The following is a 16,592-nucleotide window of genomic DNA, read 5'->3' as shown; positions in this document are numbered from 1 at the left end:
GCTCAGGCACCCGGGAAATTTTCGGGTATTTTGGCCTTGGAGCGCGCCTCGCTGGCGGAGATGGCATTGCGGCGCACCAGATCGGTCAGGCATTGGTCCAGGGTCTGCATGCCGTGGGCCTGGCTGGTCTGGATCATGGAATACATCTGCGCCACCTTGTTCTCGCGGATCAGGTTGCGAATGGCCGGGGTGCCCAGCATGATCTCGTGCGCGGCGACGCGGCCGGCACCGTCCTTGACCTTGCACAGGGTCTGCGAGATGACGGCCACCAGCGCCTCCGACAGCATGGCGCGCACCATGTCTTTCTCGGCCGAGGGGAAGACGTCGATGATGCGGTCGATGGTTTTCGGTGCCGACGAGGTGTGCAGCGTGCCGAACACCAGGTGCCCGGTCTCGGAGGCGGTGAGGGCCAGGCGGATGGTTTCCAGGTCGCGCATTTCGCCCACCAGGATGGAGTCCGGGTCTTCGCGCAGCGCCGCGCGCAGCGCGTTGGAGAAGCTCAGCGTGTGGGGGCCGACTTCACGCTGGTTGATCAGCGATTTTTTCGACTCGTGCACGAACTCGATCGGGTCCTCGATGGTGAGGATGTGGCCGTACTCGTTTTCGTTCAGGTGGTTGACCATGGCGGCCAGCGTGGTGGACTTGCCCGAGCCGGTGGGCCCGGTCACCAGCACCAGGCCGCGGGGCTTGAGCGCCAGTTCGCCGAAAATCTTGGGCGCGTTCAGGTCATCCAGCGTGAGGATTTTGCTCGGAATGGTGCGGAACACCGCGCCGGCGCCACGGTTCTGGTTGAAGGCGTTGACGCGAAAGCGCGCCAGGCCGGGAATCTCGAAGGAGAAGTCGACCTCGAAGTACTCCTCGAAATGCTTGCGCTGCACATCGCTCATGATGTCGTACACCATGGCATGCACGGACTTGTGATCCAGCGGCTCGACATTGATGCGGCGCACGTCGCCATGCACCCGGATCATCGGCGGCAGGCCAGCCGACAGATGCAGGTCCGACGCATTGTTTTTCACACTGAACGCCAGCAATTGCGTGATGTCCACTGCAATCCCCCCTAATTTGGCAAGGCTCTTATAGTAAGGGTCAGTCCGGCGCCGCACGGCCGAAACCAGCCCATGCGGCCGGGGGCTGTTGTTTCCGCGGAACGCGGCTTTTGCCTGCACTTCAATCCCATGACGCCTTCCAGCCCTGCCGCACGCCTGCGCCAAGTGCGCGAGCGCATCGCCGCCGCCGCCACGCAGGCCGGGCGCGATCCGTCCTCGGTGCGCTTGCTGGCCGTGTCCAAAACCTTTCCGGCCGAAGCCGTTGCCGAGCTTGCCACCTGCGGCCAGGCCGACTTTGGCGAGAACTATGTGCAGGAAGGCCTGGGCAAGATGGCGGCCCTGCGCGCCACCCATCCGCAACTCGGCTGGCATTTCATCGGGCCGCTGCAGAGCAACAAGACGCGCGAGGTGGCGGCGCAGTTCGACTGGGTGCACGCCGTGGACCGCCTGCACATCGCCCAGCGCCTGTCGGCCCAGCGCCCGGCCGCGCGCAACGGCAGCCCGCTTTCGCCGCTGCAGTTGTGCCTCCAGGTGAACATCAGCGGCGAGGGCAGCAAGAGCGGCGTTGCGCCCGAAGCCGTGGCCGAACTGGCCCATGCCGTGGCGATCTTGCCGCATTTGCGCCTGCGCGGGTTGATGTGCATTCCGGCCCCAGTCGAGGGGCTGCAGGCGCAACGTGCGCCTTTCGCCCAGTTGCGACGGCTGCTGGCTGAACTCAACCGGCAAGGTCTCGCACTCGACACGCTCTCCATGGGCATGAGTGCCGACCTCGAAGCCGCCGTGCTCGAAGGCGCAACCCTGGTGCGCGTGGGCACGGCCTTGTTCGGGGCGCGCGTTGCGCGGCAAGCGGCGCAGCAGGTCTGAACCCGCGACCCGCCCCAGCGGCGCGGCTCAAGAAGTTCACAACTCGAAACCATGCACCCCAGCATCGTGGTCTACGCTGAACGGCCCGAGAACTTGCAGGATCCTGCCATGTCACGTCGCTTCCAAACCCCGTCCCGGCGCCGGGTCGCGGGTCTTCCCCTGATCGTTGCCGCCCTGGGGTCGTCCCATGCCCAAGCGTTCAGCCTCAAGCCCGGACTGTGGGACTACAGCGTGCAAAGCTCGACCAACGGCGCTCCGCCGGTCGATTTGTCGCACATGATGCAAAACGCCTCCCCGGCGATCAAGGCCGAAATCGAGGCGCAGATGAAGGCGCGCGGCATGGCGATGGACCTGGGCAACCAGACCCTGCGTCTGTGCCTGAGCCCCGGGTTCGTCGCGGCCAAGCGCCCGCCGCTGTACCTGGGCGGGCAATGCAAGGTGCACTGGAGCCAGCCCACGCAGGGCAACTGGGATTTCAGCTACGCCTGCACCCAACCCACCTCCAGCGGCAAGGGTCGCGTCGCGCTCGCCAGTCCGACGGCGTACAAGACCCAGTTCACCGCCGTCACCCCGCAAGGCACTGTCTCCGCACCTCCGAGGCGCATTGGGTGAGCAGCGACTGTGGCAGCGTGCCGCCGCTGCAGCCCGTGCCGTAAGTCGCGCCATGCGCGCCGGCCGTTCCCATGCCCGGCGCACGCAGCGCCCCGAGCCCATTCAGCGCGTTCAGCGCAAGAACCTGCGCAGGTCGATGTCGAGTCCGCCCAGTTGGCGCAGGCGCGTTGCGGTTTGCGCAGCGTCCGCGGCGTCGAGCGCCGCCAGCGTGTCGATCAGCCGCGCCCAGGTTCCAGGCTGCTGGGGCAGGACATCGCAATACAGCAGCAGGTCGCCGCGCTGCACGGCCAGCACCGGAAAGTTGTCCACTTCGCCATCGCCCAGGGCCTCGGCTGCGTCCTCCACGTCGATCCAGACGAAGCGCGCTTGCGGATAGCGCGTGGCCAGGGCCTCGAAGCCCGGCCGCCATTCCCGGCATACCCCGCACCACTGCGCGCATAGACAGGCGACGATCAAGGATTCCATGGGTGCCCCGGGTGCAGACGGACAAGTGGTGGGCTGGAGGCTCGGCGCAAGTATGCACCGAGGCCCTTCGCGCGGAAAAAATAATGGCCTCGGGAGGCATGGCGCAAGTATGCGCCATGGCCCTTCGCGCGCGGCGCTCAGCGCAGCGGTTTGAAGCGCAGCCGGTGCGGGCGGGCGCCTTCCTCGCCCAGGCGCTTCTTCTTGTCGGCCTCGTATTCCTGGTAGTTGCCGGAGAAGAAATTCCATTGCGAATCGCCCTCGGCCGCAAGGATGTGGGTGGCGATGCGGTCGAGGAACCAGCGGTCGTGGCTGATGACCATGATGCTGCCGGCGAACTCCAGCAGCGCGTCTTCCAGCGCGCGCAGGGTTTCCACGTCGAGGTCGTTGCTCGGCTCGTCGAGCAGCAGCATATTGCCGCCCGACAGCAGGGTCTTGGCCAGGTGCAGGCGTCCGCGCTCGCCGCCGGAGAGCTGTCCCACCAGCTTTTGCTGGTCGCCGCCCTTGAAGTTGAAGCGGCCCAGATAGGCGCGGCTGGCCATCTCGAACTTGCCCACGGTGATGATGTCGTGCCCGCCGCTCACGGCTTCCCACACGGTCTTGTCGTCGGGCAGCGCGTCGCGGCTCTGGTCGACATAGGCCTGGCGCACCGTGGGGCCGATGACGACCGTGCCCGAGTCCGGCTGCTCGCGCCCGCTGAGCATGCGAAACAGCGTGGACTTGCCCGCGCCGTTCGGCCCGATGACGCCGACGATGGCGCCCGGCGGCACCGAGAAGCTGAGCTTGTCGATCAGCAGCCGGTCGCCGTAGCTCTTGCTCACCTCGTGGAACTCCACCACCTGGTTGCCCAGGCGCTCGGCGAAGGGAATGAAAATCTCGTTGGTCTCGTTGCGCTTCTGGTATTCCTGGCTCGACAGTTCCTCGAAGCGCGCCATGCGCGCCTTGCTCTTGGCCTGGCGCCCCTTGGGGTTCTGCCGCACCCACTCCAACTCCTGCTTCATGGCCCTCATGTGCGCGTCCACCGCGCGCGACTCCTGCTCCAGCCGCGCCTCCTTCTGCTCCAGCCAGGTGCTGTAGTTGCCCTTCCATGGAATGCCGTGGCCGCGGTCGAGTTCCAGGATCCACTCCGCGGCGTTGTCGAGGAAGTAGCGGTCGTGGGTCACGGCCACCACGGTGCCGGGGAAGCGGTGCAGGAACTGCTCCAGCCAGTCCACGCTCTCGGCGTCGAGGTGGTTGGTGGGCTCGTCGAGCAGCAGCATGTCGGGCTTGGACAGCAGCAGCCGGCACAACGCCACGCGGCGCTTTTCGCCGCCGGACAAGTCGCCCACGCGCGCGTCCCAGGGCGGCAGGCGCAGTGCGTCGGCGGCAATTTCCAGTTGCAGGTCGGTGTTGCTGCCCTCGCCGGTGGCGATGATGGCCTCCAGCTGGGCCTGCTCCTCGGCCAGCTTGTCGAAGTCGGCATCCGGCTCGGCGTAAGCGGCGTAGACCTCGTCCAGCCGCTTCTTGGCCGCCAGCACGCCGCCCAGCCCGGCCTCCACCGCTTCGCGCACGGTCTGGTCGGGGTCGAGTTGCGGCTCCTGCGGCAGATAGCCCATGCGAATGCCGGGCATGGCGACGGCCTCGCCTTCGATGTCCTTGTCCACCCCGGCCATGATCTTCAGCACGGTGGACTTGCCCGAGCCATTCACCCCCAGCACGCCAATCTTGGCGCCGGGGAAAAAGCTCAGGGAAATGTCTTTGAGAATGTGTCGCTTCGGCGGAACGATCTTGCCGACGCGGTTCATCGTGAACACATATTGCGCCATGGTTTTCGCGGTCTGGGGTTGTCTTGCAGCCGGGGCCCGAATGGGCTGCGGCATCGGCATTCAGCTTAGCGGACTGGGCGAGGGCGGCATCCGGACCGCTCGCAATCAGCCTTCGGTATCACGCGCTGCCAATCTGCCTGTTGAATCGGCAGCCCAATCCGCTGGCTCGTCAGCCAGTGCCCTCAGCCCCCCCCGGCGCCGGACGTTTGCCTCACTGCTTTTGGCCCTTCACCGCATGCCAGGCCGCCACACCGCCAGCCTCCGCCGCATGGCCCACGGCCAGGCCGACGTGCTTGGCTTCATGGCCCACCGCCAGCCCCACTTTCTTGCCTTCCTTGCCAACGTCACGCACAACCGTGCCGACGGTCGTGCCCACTTTTTTCGCCCCTTGCGTCAGGCTGCTGTCGCTCGCCTGGGCTGGCAAATTGCCCAGCGCCACAAGCGCAATGAGGCTGGCGCAAAGCTGGGCTGCATACGTTTTTTTCGATCGAGATTGCATCTGGATTCTCCTGGTTCGTGGTGCTTGCTTCCGGGATGATTTCCGCCAGAACAAGCATAAGGCAACACTGAACAAGTCCCTCGTGTGCATCGCATCCCCGCCTCGGGCGGTCTGCGGCGTTGCAAATCCGCGCCATAGCTTGGGCTATGGCTGTGGTTTGCGCCTTGCATCCCATCCCGATGCAAGGCGCGCTGCATCACGGGAACCTATTCAGCATCGCCATAAGCGCAACGGCGCGCCGACATCGCAAGGTCGAGCACGAAAAAAGAAGCGGACCGAGGCCCGCTGGAAGTGCTGCTCGCTTGCTTGAGGAACACCCCGGAGCGTGAGCCCCGGGGCGGGTGAAGGCGGCGGCCCGTTACCGCCGCCAAATGGTCGCAGCTCAGGGAGTGAAAGCTGCGGCCAGATGGGGTTTGTGCGCGGAGGCTCGGCGCTTGCAGGCGCCGAGGCCCTGAGCTGCGCGCGCACGCTGGTCGTTGGCCGGAGGCAGCGGGCTTGCAAGCCCCAGACCGTTCGTGCGGCGCGCCGCAGTGCGCAGGCACTGCGTCTGGTCCGCTTTTAGCCCATTTCCACCGGGACGAAGATGCGGTTGTTGCCACGCTGGATGAGGAGCGCCACGGTTTTGCCGGCTTTCTTCAGGATGGTGCGAACCTGGTCGATGCTGTCCACCGGCTTGCCGTCCACGGCCAGCAGGATGTCGCCGGATTGCACGCCAGCTTGTTCGGCCGGGCCCGTGACGTTCTCCACCAGCAGGCCGTGGTGCACATCGGCCTGCTGCTCTTCGGTCGGCTTGAGCGGCCGCACTTCCAGGCCGAGGCCATGGCCGCCTTCGGTGCTGCCGCCGGCATCGGCCACCAGGGTGTTGCCGCTGAAGCTGCCCAGGGTGGCGGTGATGGTGGATTCGCGATGGTTGCTCCAGACGCCGAGCTTGACGGGCTGGCCCGGCCGCATCAGACCGATCATCATCGGCAGATCAGCCGAGTCGTTCACCGGTTCGCTGTTGACGCTCAGGATGATGTCGCCCGCCTTCAGGCCGGCCTTGGCCGCCGGGCTGCCCTTGGCCACATTGGCCACCAGCGCGCCGCGTGGCGTTTGCAGGCCGAAGGAGTTGGCCAGTTGCTGCGACACGGTTTGCACCGCGATGCCGAGCTTGGCGTGTTCCACATGGCCGCTCTGGATGATCTCCTTGGCCACCGTCACGGCCACGTTGATCGGGATGGCGAAGGACAGGCCCTCGAACGCGCCGGTCTGGGTGAAGATCTGCGAGTTGATGCCGACCACCTCGCCCTTGGTGTTGAACAGCGGGCCGCCGGAGTTGCCGGGGTTCACGGCCACGTCGGTTTGAATGAAGGGCACCATGTCGTCGTCGGGCAGCGAGCGGCTCTTGGCGCTGACGATGCCCGAGGTCACGGTGTTGTAGAAGCCGTAGGGCGAGCCGATGGCCAGCACCCAGTCACCGGGTTCCAGGTTGGCCGGGTTGCCCACGCGGATCGTGGGCAGATTGGTGGCGGGAATCTTCACCACGGCGATGTCGGTCTTGGTGTCATAGCCCAACACCTTGGCCTTGTAGCTGCGGTGGTCGGTGAGCGTGACCATCACCGACTTGGCGCCTTTCACGACGTGGGCATTGGTGAGGATGAGCCCGTCGGAGCTGATGATGAAGCCCGAGCCCAAGCCTTCGGTCGGCACCTCGCGCGGCTGCTGGTTCTGGAACTGCTGGAAGAACTGGAAAAAGGGCGAGTTGCGCAGTTGCGGCGGCACCTGCGACATGTCGGGTGCGTCGGTGCTCTTGGTTTCGCCGCGCACATTGATGTGCACCACCGTGGCGCCGAATTGCTTGACGATGGCGGCGAAGTTCGGCCCGCCCACGGCAGCGGTCTGCATCGGCGCGCCCGGCGGGTTGTTGAACAGGGGCACCGTCTTGTTGTTGAGTTCCACATGGGCTGGAATGCCGGCATAGCTCACCTGGTAGGCCATGAAACCGCTGCCCCCGATGATGCCGGCGGCAGCCAGGGCTGCCCACAGTTTTCTGGATTTCATGATGCACCTCCGTGAAGAAATCCGATGGAATCGAAATTGCGCTGAGGTGAATGATCCATGCATGAACTTAGGTCTGTCTTAAGTAGTGATGGGTAGTGATGGGTGGGCGCAGGAGCAGGAAGCGCCGCTTGGGTTGCGACACATTTGCTGACATTTGCGCGTTCAGCACTGTCGCCATCGCGGACGGCGACTCCGTTATCGCCGGCACTGCATGCAGCATCGTTCGTTTCTATCTCATGTGAAAACGCAGGGCCGCCCCGAGTTTTCTCATCCCCTTCTGGGGGGGGAGTCCGCTTGCGGACAACTGGGGCGCTCACAACCGGAACTCAGACCATGAACACCAGAATCACCTCGCTGCACAAAACCTTGCTCGGCGCATTCGCTCTGGGCACCCTGCTCGTTGCCACATCGGCACAGGCGGAAACCCACTGGGAGCACGTGCATCCGCGGCGCGACCAAGTCCTCGACCGCACCCAGCACCTCAATCGCCGCATCGTGCACGAACGCCGCGAAGGCGAACTGACCGCGGCGCAGGCCCATGACCTGCATGCCCAGGTGCGGCAAACCCACTTGGAGCAGCGCGCGATGGCGCAGACCAATGGCGGCTACATCACCAGGGTGCAACAAGCGGGTCTGAACCAGCAGCAAAACGCCATCAGCCGGAAGATCGGGCCATGAGCCCCGCGCCCGGCCGCCCGAAGCGGGGCGAACCCCTCTCGGAGGGGACGCGCGCAGCGCGAGGGGAGCCCAGCATGAGCCCCGCGCCCGGCCGCCCGAAGCGGGGCGAACCCCTCTCGGAGGGGACGCGCGCAGCGCGAGGGGAGCCCAGCATGAGCCCCGCGCCGGCTTCGCGCGCCTGGGCACGGCGCCTGCGCCTGGGTTTGCTGGGGCTCACGGCCGCTGCGGCGTTGAGCGGCTGTTATGTGGCGCCGCTGGCGCCTCCCGGGCCGCCCGTCGCCGTGGTGGTGCGCCCGGCCCCGCATGGCTGCTGGCACCCTGGCTGGTGGGGCCCGTGGGGCTGGCATCCGGGGCATTGGGGCCTGTGCCGCTGAAGCCGGCGGCAACAGCCATGCGCCATCCAATCAACCAACCATCATGCGGGCCGCACGCGGCCTGCCGAAGGAGCCTTCATGCGCCTCATCCTGCTCGCCGCGCTGCTTGCGGCCAGTCTCTCGGGCTGCATCGTCGTGCCGCCCCGCGCCGGCGTCTACATCCAGCCTTATGGCATGATTCAAGGCGGCTGGTATCACCGTTGGGGTGATGACGACGAACGGCGTTGATCAGCGCAATGCCATTTGCTCGTGGCCGGCGTCGTGGGTTATGTTGGCGCTGTTCCAACCGCATTGCGCGACGAGGCCCTGCATGAATTCACGCTCATTCGCTCCAAGCCTGGCTCGGCGTCTGCCGGGTCTGCGGCGACATTTTCCCGCCGTGGCGTTGTGCGCGGCTTGCCTGGCGGCAGCGCCACTCGCGCTGGCGCAGACGCCGTTGGCCACCTGCGGCGCCCAGCCTGCCGGTGTGGTGCAACTCGAAGCCACAGCGCATGCCGACGTCACGCCCGACCGCGCCGTGGCCGTGCTCGCCGCCGTGCGCCAGGGCAGCGATGTCGCCACCCTCAATGCCGAAGTCGCCAAGCTGCTCGACAGCGCGGTGAAAGCGGCGCGCGCCACGCCCGGCGTGCAGGTGCAGACCGGCAGCTTCCAGACCCAGCCACGCTACAAGGCGGTGGCCGGCCAGAGCCAGCAGGACGGCTGGAGCGTGCGTGCCCAGATCATTCTCAAGTCGGTGGATTTCGCCGCCGTCGGCCGCCTTGCCGGGCAGCTTGCGCAGAGCCTGCAGGTGGAAAGCACCGGCACCGAAATCTCGCCCGAACTGCAGGCGCACGAATTGACCAAGCTCACTCAAATGGCCATCGCCCAATACCGCACCCAGGCACAGGCCGCGGCGCATGATTTCGGCTACGCCGGCTATACGCTGCGCGAGGTGAACATCGGCAGCCTGCAGGGCGCCTCGCCGGCGCCGAGGCCCATGTTCCGCGCCATGGCCGCGGTGCCCATGGGCGAGCAGGCGGTTCCGATCGAGGCCGGGGTGCAGGCCCTGGGCGTGACCGTGTCCGGTTCGGTGCAGTTGCAGCGCTGAGGCCGTGCATGGACGGCGCCGGCCTCCCCACACACTGCGCAGGATAGGTCTCCATCATGTGCGAGTTGTTCGCCGTCAGCAGCGCCCACCCGGCTCGCGTGCGCCTGCGCTTCGCCGAGTTCGCCACCCATGGTGCCCCGGTGCGGGGCGGCAATCCCGACGGCTGGGGCGCGGCGTATTTCGACGGCCCCGAGGCGCATGTGCTGCGCGAGCCGCTGCCTGCGGTGCGAAGCGCCTTCGCGCGCGTGCTGGAAGACCACGATTTCCACAGCACCCTGGTGCTCGCCCATGTGCGCCGCGCCTCGCGCGGGCCGGTGGCACTGGCCAACACCCAGCCGTTCTCGCGCGAGCTGGCCGGTCATCGGCATGTGTTCGCGCACAACGGCGATCTGCCCGACATCCAGTCGCGCTGGCCGCTCGAGTCGGGTGGCTTGCAAGCTTGTTGGCAACCGATCGGCCAGACCGATTCCGAGCATGTGTTCTGCCAGCTGCTGCGCCAGCTCGCGCCGCTGTGGCGCGCAGCGGACGGCGTGCCCGGCGTGGCGGCTCGGCTGGACGTGGTGACGGCATTCGCCGCGCGGCTGCGCCCCATCGGCCCGGCCAATTTTCTCTACAGCGACGGCGACGTGCTGTTCGCCCACTCTCACCGCCGCCATCAGGCCGATGGCAGCATCCGTCCGCCGGGCTTGCATCTGCTGCGTCGCCGTGCGGCGGGTGTGCAACTGCATGAGGCCCGTGGCTTGCAAGTGCGCACCCGTCACCACGAAGTTCACGCCTTGGCGATGCTGGCCAGCGTGCCGTTGGGCGTGGGCCATTGGCAGCCTCTGGCCGAAGGCCGGGTGGTGGCCCTGCGCGCCGGCGAGGTCATCGCCAGCACGGGTGAGGCGCCGGTCTGAGGGAGCGCCCCCAGACCTGCCGCTTTGCGTCAGGCCCCCCGAGGGGGCAAGGAAACTTGGGAGCGGCCCGGCGTTTTCTTGAGAGAGCCCCCAGACCTGCCGCTTCGCGTCAGGCTTCCCGAGGAGGATGAGAAAACTTGGGGCTGAGTACCGCGGCTCCGAGCCTGCCAGTGCAGGCTTGGACGGCACGAAGGCCAGCCGACTCAGGCGGCTGGCGGCCCGGCGTTTTCTCATGAGGTTGCTGAGTTGACGACCTTGCCGACCCGGCGCGCTTCGGCCGGTTTGACGCCTCCCCTGCCGTGAACCGGCCCCAGCACCAGGCTTGACCGTACGCAAGTCAATTGGATCGGGCATGTCGGACAATGCCACGTCCCGTGACCCAGTCGGGTTACAGCTCCCCCGCACATTCCGCTTCTCGCTTGTCCATGGCCCGTCGCCTCGTCTGGTTCGTTCTCGCCGTCATCGCGCTGGTACTGGCGGGCATCTGGTTGCTCGACTGGTGGCGCGGGCCGCTGGTGGCGGCTTACCGCGTCGAGCGCCGGCCGCTGCTGCAGGACGTGGTGGCCACCGGACGCATCATCACCCCCTCACGCATCAACATCGCCAGCGAAATCACCGGCGTGGTGATCAAGCGCCTGGTCGATCGTGGCGACATCGTCCAGCCCGGCCAGGTGCTGCTGGAATTGCGCAGCGATCAGTCCCGCGCGCAGCGCGCGCAGGCCCAGGCGGCGCTGCAGCAACTGCTCACGCAAACCCGGCCGCAGGCGCAAGCCGCCCTGGTGAATGCCGAGTCGGCGCTGAAGCTGGCGCGCAGCGAGGAAGCGCGTGCCCGCGTTCAGGTGCAGCAGGGCGCCTTGTCGCAGCAGGCGTTGGAGCAGGCCGAGCAGACGCAGGCCGCTGCCGCGGCCCAGGTGCGCAGCGCCCGCGCTGGTTGGGACGCGGTGCGCCCCGGCGGCGCAGCCGAATCGCAACTGCACGCTGCACTCGCCGCCGCCGAGGCGGTGCAGGCGCGCAGCTTCATCCGCGCCGAGGTGGCCGGCGAGGTGCTCACCCGCAGTGTGGAGGCGGGCGATACCATCACGCCCGGCCAGGTGTTGTTCACCGTGGCGCGCGCCGGCAGCACGCAAGTGTCGTTGCCGGTGGATGAGCAGAACCTCGAACATCTGGCGCTCGGCCAGGCCGCGCAATGCCTCACCGACGCTTACCCGAATCGCAGTTTCGCCGCGCGGCTCAGCTTCATCGCCCCGGCGGTGGACACCACCAGCGGCACCATCGAACTGCGCCTCACCGTGGCGCAGCCGCCCGTCTGGCTGCGGCAGGACATGACCACTTCGTGCGACATCACCACCGGCCAGCGCGCCGATGCGCTGGTGGTGCCGAACGACGCGCTGCGTGCCCAGCGGGGCGAGCACGCCCAGGTGCTGGTGCTGCGCGCGGGCCATGCGCGGGCGCAGAACGTGACGCTCGGCCTGCAGGGCCTGGTGGCGAGCGAGGTGCGCTCGGGCCTGAGCGCAGGCGAGGTGGTGATCGACGACCCCAAGGTGCAGCCCGGCCAGCGTGTGCGCGCGGCCTTGCAGGGCGTGCCGGCCGCCGGTGGCGGCAGTTCCGCCGGCGGCCGCAGCGAAGTGGCCGGCGCGCCGCGCTGAGCGCCCGGCCAAGCCCACGCAGAGCCAGCAGAGCACGCAGCCGATGGGACTGTCCTGGCGCATCGCCTACAACTTCCTGCGCGACGGGCGGGCGCAGACCCTGCTCATCATCGTCGGCGTGGCGGTGGGGGCGGCGGTCATCGTGTTCATCACCGCGCTGGTGGACGGGCTGCAGGGCAATATCGTGCAGCGCACCCTCGGCACACAGGCGCATATCGTCGTCAGCAGCCCGGACCTGCTGCCGCTGGCCCAGGCGGTGCCGCCCGGCACGGTCGATTTGCGCAGCACCGATGCCCGCCCCCAGCGCCTGCGCTCGATCAACAACTGGCCGGGCGTGCTCGACGTGCTGCAGCAGCTCGACGGCGTGACTGCGGCCTCGCCGGTGGTCACCGGTCCGGCGTTCGCCCAGCGCGGCGCCGCGGTGCGTGCGGTGGCCGTCATCGGCATCGTGCCGCAGCGCTATGTGCAGGTCATTCCGGTGAACCAGGACATGGTGCAGGGGCGCTTCAACGTCGGCGCCAGCCAGATTCTCATCGGCAACCGGCTGGCGCAGGACCTCGGCCTGCGCGTGGGCGACAAGCTGCGGGTGCAGGGCGCATCCGGGGGCTCGCAGGTGTTCGACGTCGCCGGGGTGTTCTCGCTCGGCGTGCGCGACCTCGACCAGCGCTACGTCTACATGGGGCTCAAGCCGGCGCAGGCGCTGCTGGGCCTGCCCGGCGGCGTCACCGAGATCGACCTCACCGTGCGCGACATCTTCCGCGCCGAGGCCATCGCCGCGCGCATCAACCGTCTCACCGGGCTGAAGTCGGAGAGCTGGATGACGACCAACGGCCAGTTGCTCAATGCGTTGAAGTCGCAGTCGCTCTCCAGCGCGTTGATCCGTTTTTTCGTCGCGCTCTCGGTGGCCTTCGGTATCGCCAGCGTGCTGGCGGTGAGCGTGGTGCAGCGCACGCGTGAAATCGGCATCCTGCGCGCCATGGGCGCCACGCGCCAGCGCATCCTGGCCGTGTTCCTGTACGAAGGCGCTGCGGTCGGCTTCGCCGGCTCGGTGCTGGGCGCCGCGGCGGGTGCCGGCATGGTGTGGGTCTTCAACACCTACGGTCCGGCCTTGTTCTATGTGCCCGTGGCCTTCTCGTTGGTGATCGAGGCCGTGGTCGTGGCCACGCTCGCCGGCATCGCCGCAGCGGCCTTGCCGGCGATGCGCGCAGCCGGGCTCGATCCCGTGGTGGCGATCCGCTATGTCTGAACCCGCGCCAAGCAGCCTGGCGCCCAGCGGCGCCATCCCGGTGTTGCGCTTGGAGGGGCTGCGCAAGTCCTACCAGGTGGGCACGCCGCTGGAAATCGAGGTCCTGCATGGCGTCGGCTTCACGCTGCAGCGTGGCGAGTTTGCCGCCCTGGTCGGGCCTTCGGGCTCGGGCAAGACCACCCTGCTCAATCTCATCGGCCTGCTCGACGCCCCCACCGGCGGCGAACTGTTCCTGCAGGGCACGCCCACCCGCATGCTGGAGGACGCCGAGCGCACCGCGCTGCGCGGCCGCGCGATTGGCTTCGTGTTCCAGTTTCACCATTTGATCCAGGCCTTTCCGGTGTTGGACAACGTGCTCATGCCGGCACTGGTGCAGGGCGCGCGCCGCAGCCGCGAACTGGAAGCGCAAGGCCTGGCGCTGCTCGACGCCGTGGGCCTGGCGGCGCATGCGCGCAAGCGGCCGAACGAGCTGTCGGGTGGGCAGCAGCAGCGCGTGGCCATTGCCCGCGCCTTGCTCACGCGCCCGCCGCTGGTGCTGGCGGACGAGCCCACTGGCAACCTCGACACCCACAGTGCCGACGATGTGTTCGCGTTGCTGCGCCGCTTCAGCCGCGAGTTCGGCTGCGCCGTGCTCGTCGTCACCCACGACCCGCGCCTGGCGCAGCGCTGCGACCGCATCCTCAACCTGGTGGACGGCATGATCGTGAGCGATCAGCCGGTGGCGCCGGAACTCGCGGTGCAACCCGCGCCGAACTGAAGTTCGGCCGGCACTCGAACCACAGACGCGAGCCAGCGCCCCGGCTGGGGCCGCGGCTCAGGCCGTGGCGCTGCCGCGCAGCCGTTGCGGATCGAGCATGGCGGCGCGCAAGCCCAGCGCCTGCAAATCCGCAGGCAGATCTGCGCGGCGCAGCAAGGCCGCCGCCGCGCGCGCCAGCGCAGGGGCGGTCTGAATGCCGTAGCCGCCCTGGCCCGCGAGCCAGAACAGGCCGGGCACATCCGGGTCGTGGCCGCAGACCGGCTCGCCATCGGCAACGAAGCTGCGCAGCCCCGCCCAGGCGCTGCGCGGGCGACGGATGGACAGCAGGGTGGCTTGTTCGATGGCCCAGATGCCCGTGGCGATGTCCAGCTCCTCCGGCTGCACGTCCTGCGGCGGCATGGGGTCGGCGTTGGCCGGCGAACCGAGCAGGGCGCCGGCGTCGGGCTTGAAGTAAAAGCGCTCGAAGGCGTCGATCACCATCGGCCAGGCGTGGCAGTCCAGGCCCGCGGGCGGATCGAAGATGAACGCGCTGCGGCGCCGGGGCTGCAGGCCGATGGGCTGCGCGCCGGCAAGCTGCCCGACCACGTCGGCCCAGGCGCCGGCGGCGTTCACCACGATGTCAGCGGAGAACAGGCCGGCGCTGCTGCGAACCTGCCAGGCGTCGTCGGCGCGGCTGAGCGCGAGCACTTCGGCGTTGGTGTGGATCCTGGCGCCCGCGTGCCGCGCGCTGCGCAGGAAGCCCTGCAGGATGGCGTCCACATCCATGTCCAGCGCCTGCGGCTCGAACACGCCGCCCGCCAGCCCATCGGGGCGCAGCACCGGGCAGCGCTGCAGGCATTGCGCGGGCGACAGGCGCTGCACGTCCACGCCGCTGGCATGCGTGTCGCGCTCCAGGGCATCCAGCCGGTTTGTCGCGGCCGTCAGGCTGATGTCGTCGTGCGTCCAGGCCACATGCAAGGCGCCTCGCGGCGTGAGCAGTGGATGCTCGGCAAAACCCGTGGGCGGGCTGGTGTAGAACGCGCCACTGCCCAGAGTGAGGGCGCGGATGCCCGGTGGCCCGTAGGACGGCATGTACAGCGCGGCCGAGCGGCCGGTGGCGTGCATGCCGCATTGCGCTTCGCGCTCCAGCAGCGTGACCGTCAAGCCCGGCTGCACGGCCAGCATGCTGGCCAGCGAGGCGCCGGTCATGCCGCCGCCCACCACCAGCACGCGGGTTGCGCGCTCCATGCCGCCGTGCCCTCAGGCGGCCGCTGGCGCCGCGGGTTTCGGCTTGGCTGGCGGTGCTTGCAAATCCGGCAGGAAGGTGGCGAGCAGGCCGATCAGCGGCAGGAAGGCGCACACCTTGTAGACGCCGACGATGCCGATCACATCGGCCAGCTGGCCAAGCGCCGCCGCGCCAATGCCGCCCAGGCCGAAGGCCAGGCCGAAGAACAGGCCCGACACCGCGCCGACCTTGCCCGGCATCAGCTCCTGCGCGTACACCACCATGGCCGGGAAGGCCGAGGCCAGCACGAAGCCGATGATGGCCGTGAGGAAGGCCGAGACTTCCAGGCTGGCATAGGGCAGCGCCAGGGTGAAGGGCGCCACGCCGAGGATGGACGCCCAGATCACGCGCTTGCGGCCGATGCGGTCGCCGATCGGGCCGCCCAGCAGGGTGCCCGCGGCCACCGCGGCGAGGAAGATGAACAGGTGCAGCTGACCGTCTTGCACGCTGATGCCGAAGCGGTGCTGCAGGTAGAAGATGAGGTAGGTGTTGATCGACGCCAGGTAGAAAAACTTGGAGAACACCAGCGCCATGAGCACCGCCATGGTTTTGCGCACCAGCCCTGGCGGATGCGCTTGCGCCTGGCTGGCGGCGGGCTTGCGCTTGCCCGGGCGCATCTGGTGCGCCGACCAGCGGCCGACGAAGGCCAGCACGACCATCGCCAGCAGCGCGGCGGCCGAAAACCAGGCGATGCTGCCTTGCCCGTATGGCATGATGAAAGCTGCCGCCAGCAGCGGCCCGATGGCGGTGCCGGCGTTGCCGCCAACCTGAAAGATGGACTGCGCCAGCCCATGCTGGCCGCCCGAGGCCATGCGCGCCACGCGCGACGATTCCGGGTGGAAGATGGACGAGCCCATGCCGACGCAGGCCGCCGCCATCAGCACATGCGGAAAACTGTCGGCGCGCGACAGCAACAGCAGGCCGACGAAAGTGAAGCCCATGCCGATGGACAGGGAATAGGGATGCGGCTTGCGGTCGGTGTACAGCCCCACCAGCGGCTGCAGGATGGACGCGGTGATCTGGTAGGTGAGGGTGATGAGCCCGATCTGGGCGAAGTTCAGATGCAGGCCGGCCTTGAACAGCGGGTAGATGGCCAGCATCAGCGACTGCATCATGTCGTTGAGCAAATGCGAGAAGCTGATGGCGCCGAGCACGGAGTAGCGCGTGCCCTCGGAGGCACTGGCCGTTGGCGCCAGCGCGGAGGATGGAGTGGACATGACGGGAATGGTTGGCAAGGCGCCAGCGATTGCGGCGCAGAGCGAAACTGTACGCCGGGACGTGCTTTTTTGCTGGGTCTCAAAACGCCGGGCGCC

Annotated in this window: 17 protein-coding genes; 10 read left to right on the top strand and 7 right to left on the bottom strand. The window is 68.1% G+C overall.

Annotated features, from left to right (window positions below):
• Positions 1-2 precede the first annotated feature (2 nt).
• Entirely contained in the window at positions 3-1,049 is a 1,047-nt protein-coding gene (locus tag ACYCUK_RS04740; protein WP_461593680.1) for a type IV pilus twitching motility protein PilT, read from the bottom strand.
• Positions 1,050-1,178: 129 nt separating this feature from the next.
• On the opposite strand from ACYCUK_RS04740, the gene ACYCUK_RS04735 reads away from it, so the two are divergent.
• Positions 1,179-1,913, top strand: coding sequence for a YggS family pyridoxal phosphate-dependent enzyme (locus ACYCUK_RS04735; protein ID WP_461593679.1), 735 nt, complete (start codon positions 1,179-1,181; stop codon positions 1,911-1,913).
• A 108-nt stretch (positions 1,914-2,021) separates the two neighbouring features.
• Positions 2,022-2,525, top strand: a complete 504-nt coding sequence (locus ACYCUK_RS04730) for a DUF3617 domain-containing protein (RefSeq protein ID WP_461593678.1) — start codon at positions 2,022-2,024, stop codon at positions 2,523-2,525.
• Between the two features lie 111 nt (positions 2,526-2,636).
• Here the strand turns inward: ACYCUK_RS04730 and ACYCUK_RS04725 are convergent, their stop codons facing one another.
• The 4 genes from ACYCUK_RS04725 to ACYCUK_RS04710 form a co-directional block, all read right to left on the bottom strand.
• Complete coding sequence (locus tag ACYCUK_RS04725) at positions 2,637-2,990, bottom strand: thioredoxin domain-containing protein (RefSeq protein ID WP_461593677.1); 354 nt, start codon at positions 2,988-2,990, stop codon at positions 2,637-2,639.
• A 137-nt stretch (positions 2,991-3,127) separates the two neighbouring features.
• Positions 3,128-4,792, bottom strand: coding sequence for an energy-dependent translational throttle protein EttA (gene ettA / locus ACYCUK_RS04720; RefSeq protein WP_461593676.1), 1,665 nt, complete (start codon positions 4,790-4,792; stop codon positions 3,128-3,130).
• Positions 4,793-5,003: 211 nt separating this feature from the next.
• Positions 5,004-5,291, bottom strand: coding sequence for a hypothetical protein (locus ACYCUK_RS04715; RefSeq protein ID WP_461593675.1), 288 nt, complete (start codon positions 5,289-5,291; stop codon positions 5,004-5,006).
• Between the two features lie 558 nt (positions 5,292-5,849).
• Positions 5,850-7,331 (bottom strand): Do family serine endopeptidase, encoded by a 1,482-nt coding sequence (locus ACYCUK_RS04710; protein ID WP_461593674.1) that lies wholly within the window; start codon positions 7,329-7,331, stop codon positions 5,850-5,852.
• Between the two features lie 333 nt (positions 7,332-7,664).
• Between ACYCUK_RS04710 and ACYCUK_RS04705 the strand changes: the two genes are divergently transcribed.
• From ACYCUK_RS04705 to ACYCUK_RS04670, 8 genes are all read left to right on the top strand, one after another.
• Positions 7,665-8,009, top strand: coding sequence for a hypothetical protein (locus ACYCUK_RS04705; RefSeq protein ID WP_461593673.1), 345 nt, complete (start codon positions 7,665-7,667; stop codon positions 8,007-8,009).
• 152 nt (positions 8,010-8,161) lie between these two features.
• Complete coding sequence (locus ACYCUK_RS04700) at positions 8,162-8,383, top strand: YXWGXW repeat-containing protein (protein ID WP_461593672.1); 222 nt, start codon at positions 8,162-8,164, stop codon at positions 8,381-8,383.
• A 78-nt stretch (positions 8,384-8,461) separates the two neighbouring features.
• Positions 8,462-8,611 carry a hypothetical protein gene (locus ACYCUK_RS04695; protein ID WP_461593671.1) on the top strand — a complete coding sequence of 50 codons (150 nt, stop codon included), beginning with the start codon at positions 8,462-8,464 and terminating at the stop codon, positions 8,609-8,611.
• 82 nt (positions 8,612-8,693) lie between these two features.
• Entirely contained in the window at positions 8,694-9,470 is a 777-nt protein-coding gene (locus tag ACYCUK_RS04690; RefSeq protein ID WP_461593670.1) for an SIMPL domain-containing protein, read from the top strand.
• Between the two features lie 56 nt (positions 9,471-9,526).
• Positions 9,527-10,366, top strand: coding sequence for a class II glutamine amidotransferase (locus tag ACYCUK_RS04685; RefSeq protein WP_461593669.1), 840 nt, complete (start codon positions 9,527-9,529; stop codon positions 10,364-10,366).
• A 425-nt stretch (positions 10,367-10,791) separates the two neighbouring features.
• Positions 10,792-12,012, top strand: coding sequence for an efflux RND transporter periplasmic adaptor subunit (locus ACYCUK_RS04680; RefSeq protein WP_461593668.1), 1,221 nt, complete (start codon positions 10,792-10,794; stop codon positions 12,010-12,012).
• 43 nt (positions 12,013-12,055) lie between these two features.
• Positions 12,056-13,258 (top strand): ABC transporter permease, encoded by a 1,203-nt coding sequence (locus ACYCUK_RS04675; protein WP_461593667.1) that lies wholly within the window; start codon positions 12,056-12,058, stop codon positions 13,256-13,258.
• Entirely contained in the window at positions 13,251-14,015 is a 765-nt protein-coding gene (locus ACYCUK_RS04670) for an ABC transporter ATP-binding protein (RefSeq protein ID WP_461593666.1), read from the top strand. The genes ACYCUK_RS04675 and ACYCUK_RS04670 overlap by 8 nt, the downstream gene beginning before the upstream one ends.
• Before the next feature lie 57 nt (positions 14,016-14,072).
• On the opposite strand, the gene ACYCUK_RS04665 is transcribed toward ACYCUK_RS04670, so the two are convergent.
• Entirely contained in the window at positions 14,073-15,242 is a 1,170-nt protein-coding gene (locus ACYCUK_RS04665) for an NAD(P)/FAD-dependent oxidoreductase (protein ID WP_461593665.1), read from the bottom strand.
• 12 nt (positions 15,243-15,254) lie between these two features.
• Positions 15,255-16,496, bottom strand: a complete 1,242-nt coding sequence (locus ACYCUK_RS04660; protein WP_461593664.1) for an MFS transporter — start codon at positions 16,494-16,496, stop codon at positions 15,255-15,257.
• Between the last annotated feature and the right edge of the window lie 96 nt (positions 16,497-16,592).

The sequence above is a fragment of the Thiomonas sp. genome (assembly GCF_054608695.1).
Note: the sequence above shows the minus strand (reverse complement) of the source record. Positions and strands in the feature narration are given on the sequence as shown.

Coding starts and splice junctions, on each gene's coding strand:
- ACYCUK_RS04725 (WP_461593677.1), bottom strand. CDS start 2,990: ATGGAATCCTTGATCGTCGCCTGTCTATGCGCGCAGTGGTGCGGGGTA.
- ACYCUK_RS04710 (WP_461593674.1), bottom strand. CDS start 7,331: ATGAAATCCAGAAAACTGTGGGCAGCCCTGGCTGCCGCCGGCATCATC.
- ACYCUK_RS04705 (WP_461593673.1), top strand. CDS start 7,665: ATGAACACCAGAATCACCTCGCTGCACAAAACCTTGCTCGGCGCATTC.
- ACYCUK_RS04735 (WP_461593679.1), top strand. CDS start 1,179: ATGACGCCTTCCAGCCCTGCCGCACGCCTGCGCCAAGTGCGCGAGCGC.
- ACYCUK_RS04665 (WP_461593665.1), bottom strand. CDS start 15,242: ATGGAGCGCGCAACCCGCGTGCTGGTGGTGGGCGGCGGCATGACCGGC.
- ACYCUK_RS04685 (WP_461593669.1), top strand. CDS start 9,527: ATGTGCGAGTTGTTCGCCGTCAGCAGCGCCCACCCGGCTCGCGTGCGC.
- ACYCUK_RS04715 (WP_461593675.1), bottom strand. CDS start 5,291: ATGCAATCTCGATCGAAAAAAACGTATGCAGCCCAGCTTTGCGCCAGC.
- ACYCUK_RS04730 (WP_461593678.1), top strand. CDS start 2,022: ATGTCACGTCGCTTCCAAACCCCGTCCCGGCGCCGGGTCGCGGGTCTT.
- ettA (WP_461593676.1), bottom strand. CDS start 4,792: ATGGCGCAATATGTGTTCACGATGAACCGCGTCGGCAAGATCGTTCCG.
- ACYCUK_RS04660 (WP_461593664.1), bottom strand. CDS start 16,496: ATGTCCACTCCATCCTCCGCGCTGGCGCCAACGGCCAGTGCCTCCGAG.
- ACYCUK_RS04670 (WP_461593666.1), top strand. CDS start 13,251: ATGTCTGAACCCGCGCCAAGCAGCCTGGCGCCCAGCGGCGCCATCCCG.
- ACYCUK_RS04675 (WP_461593667.1), top strand. CDS start 12,056: ATGGGACTGTCCTGGCGCATCGCCTACAACTTCCTGCGCGACGGGCGG.
- ACYCUK_RS04695 (WP_461593671.1), top strand. CDS start 8,462: ATGCGCCTCATCCTGCTCGCCGCGCTGCTTGCGGCCAGTCTCTCGGGC.
- ACYCUK_RS04700 (WP_461593672.1), top strand. CDS start 8,162: ATGAGCCCCGCGCCGGCTTCGCGCGCCTGGGCACGGCGCCTGCGCCTG.
- ACYCUK_RS04690 (WP_461593670.1), top strand. CDS start 8,694: ATGAATTCACGCTCATTCGCTCCAAGCCTGGCTCGGCGTCTGCCGGGT.
- ACYCUK_RS04680 (WP_461593668.1), top strand. CDS start 10,792: ATGGCCCGTCGCCTCGTCTGGTTCGTTCTCGCCGTCATCGCGCTGGTA.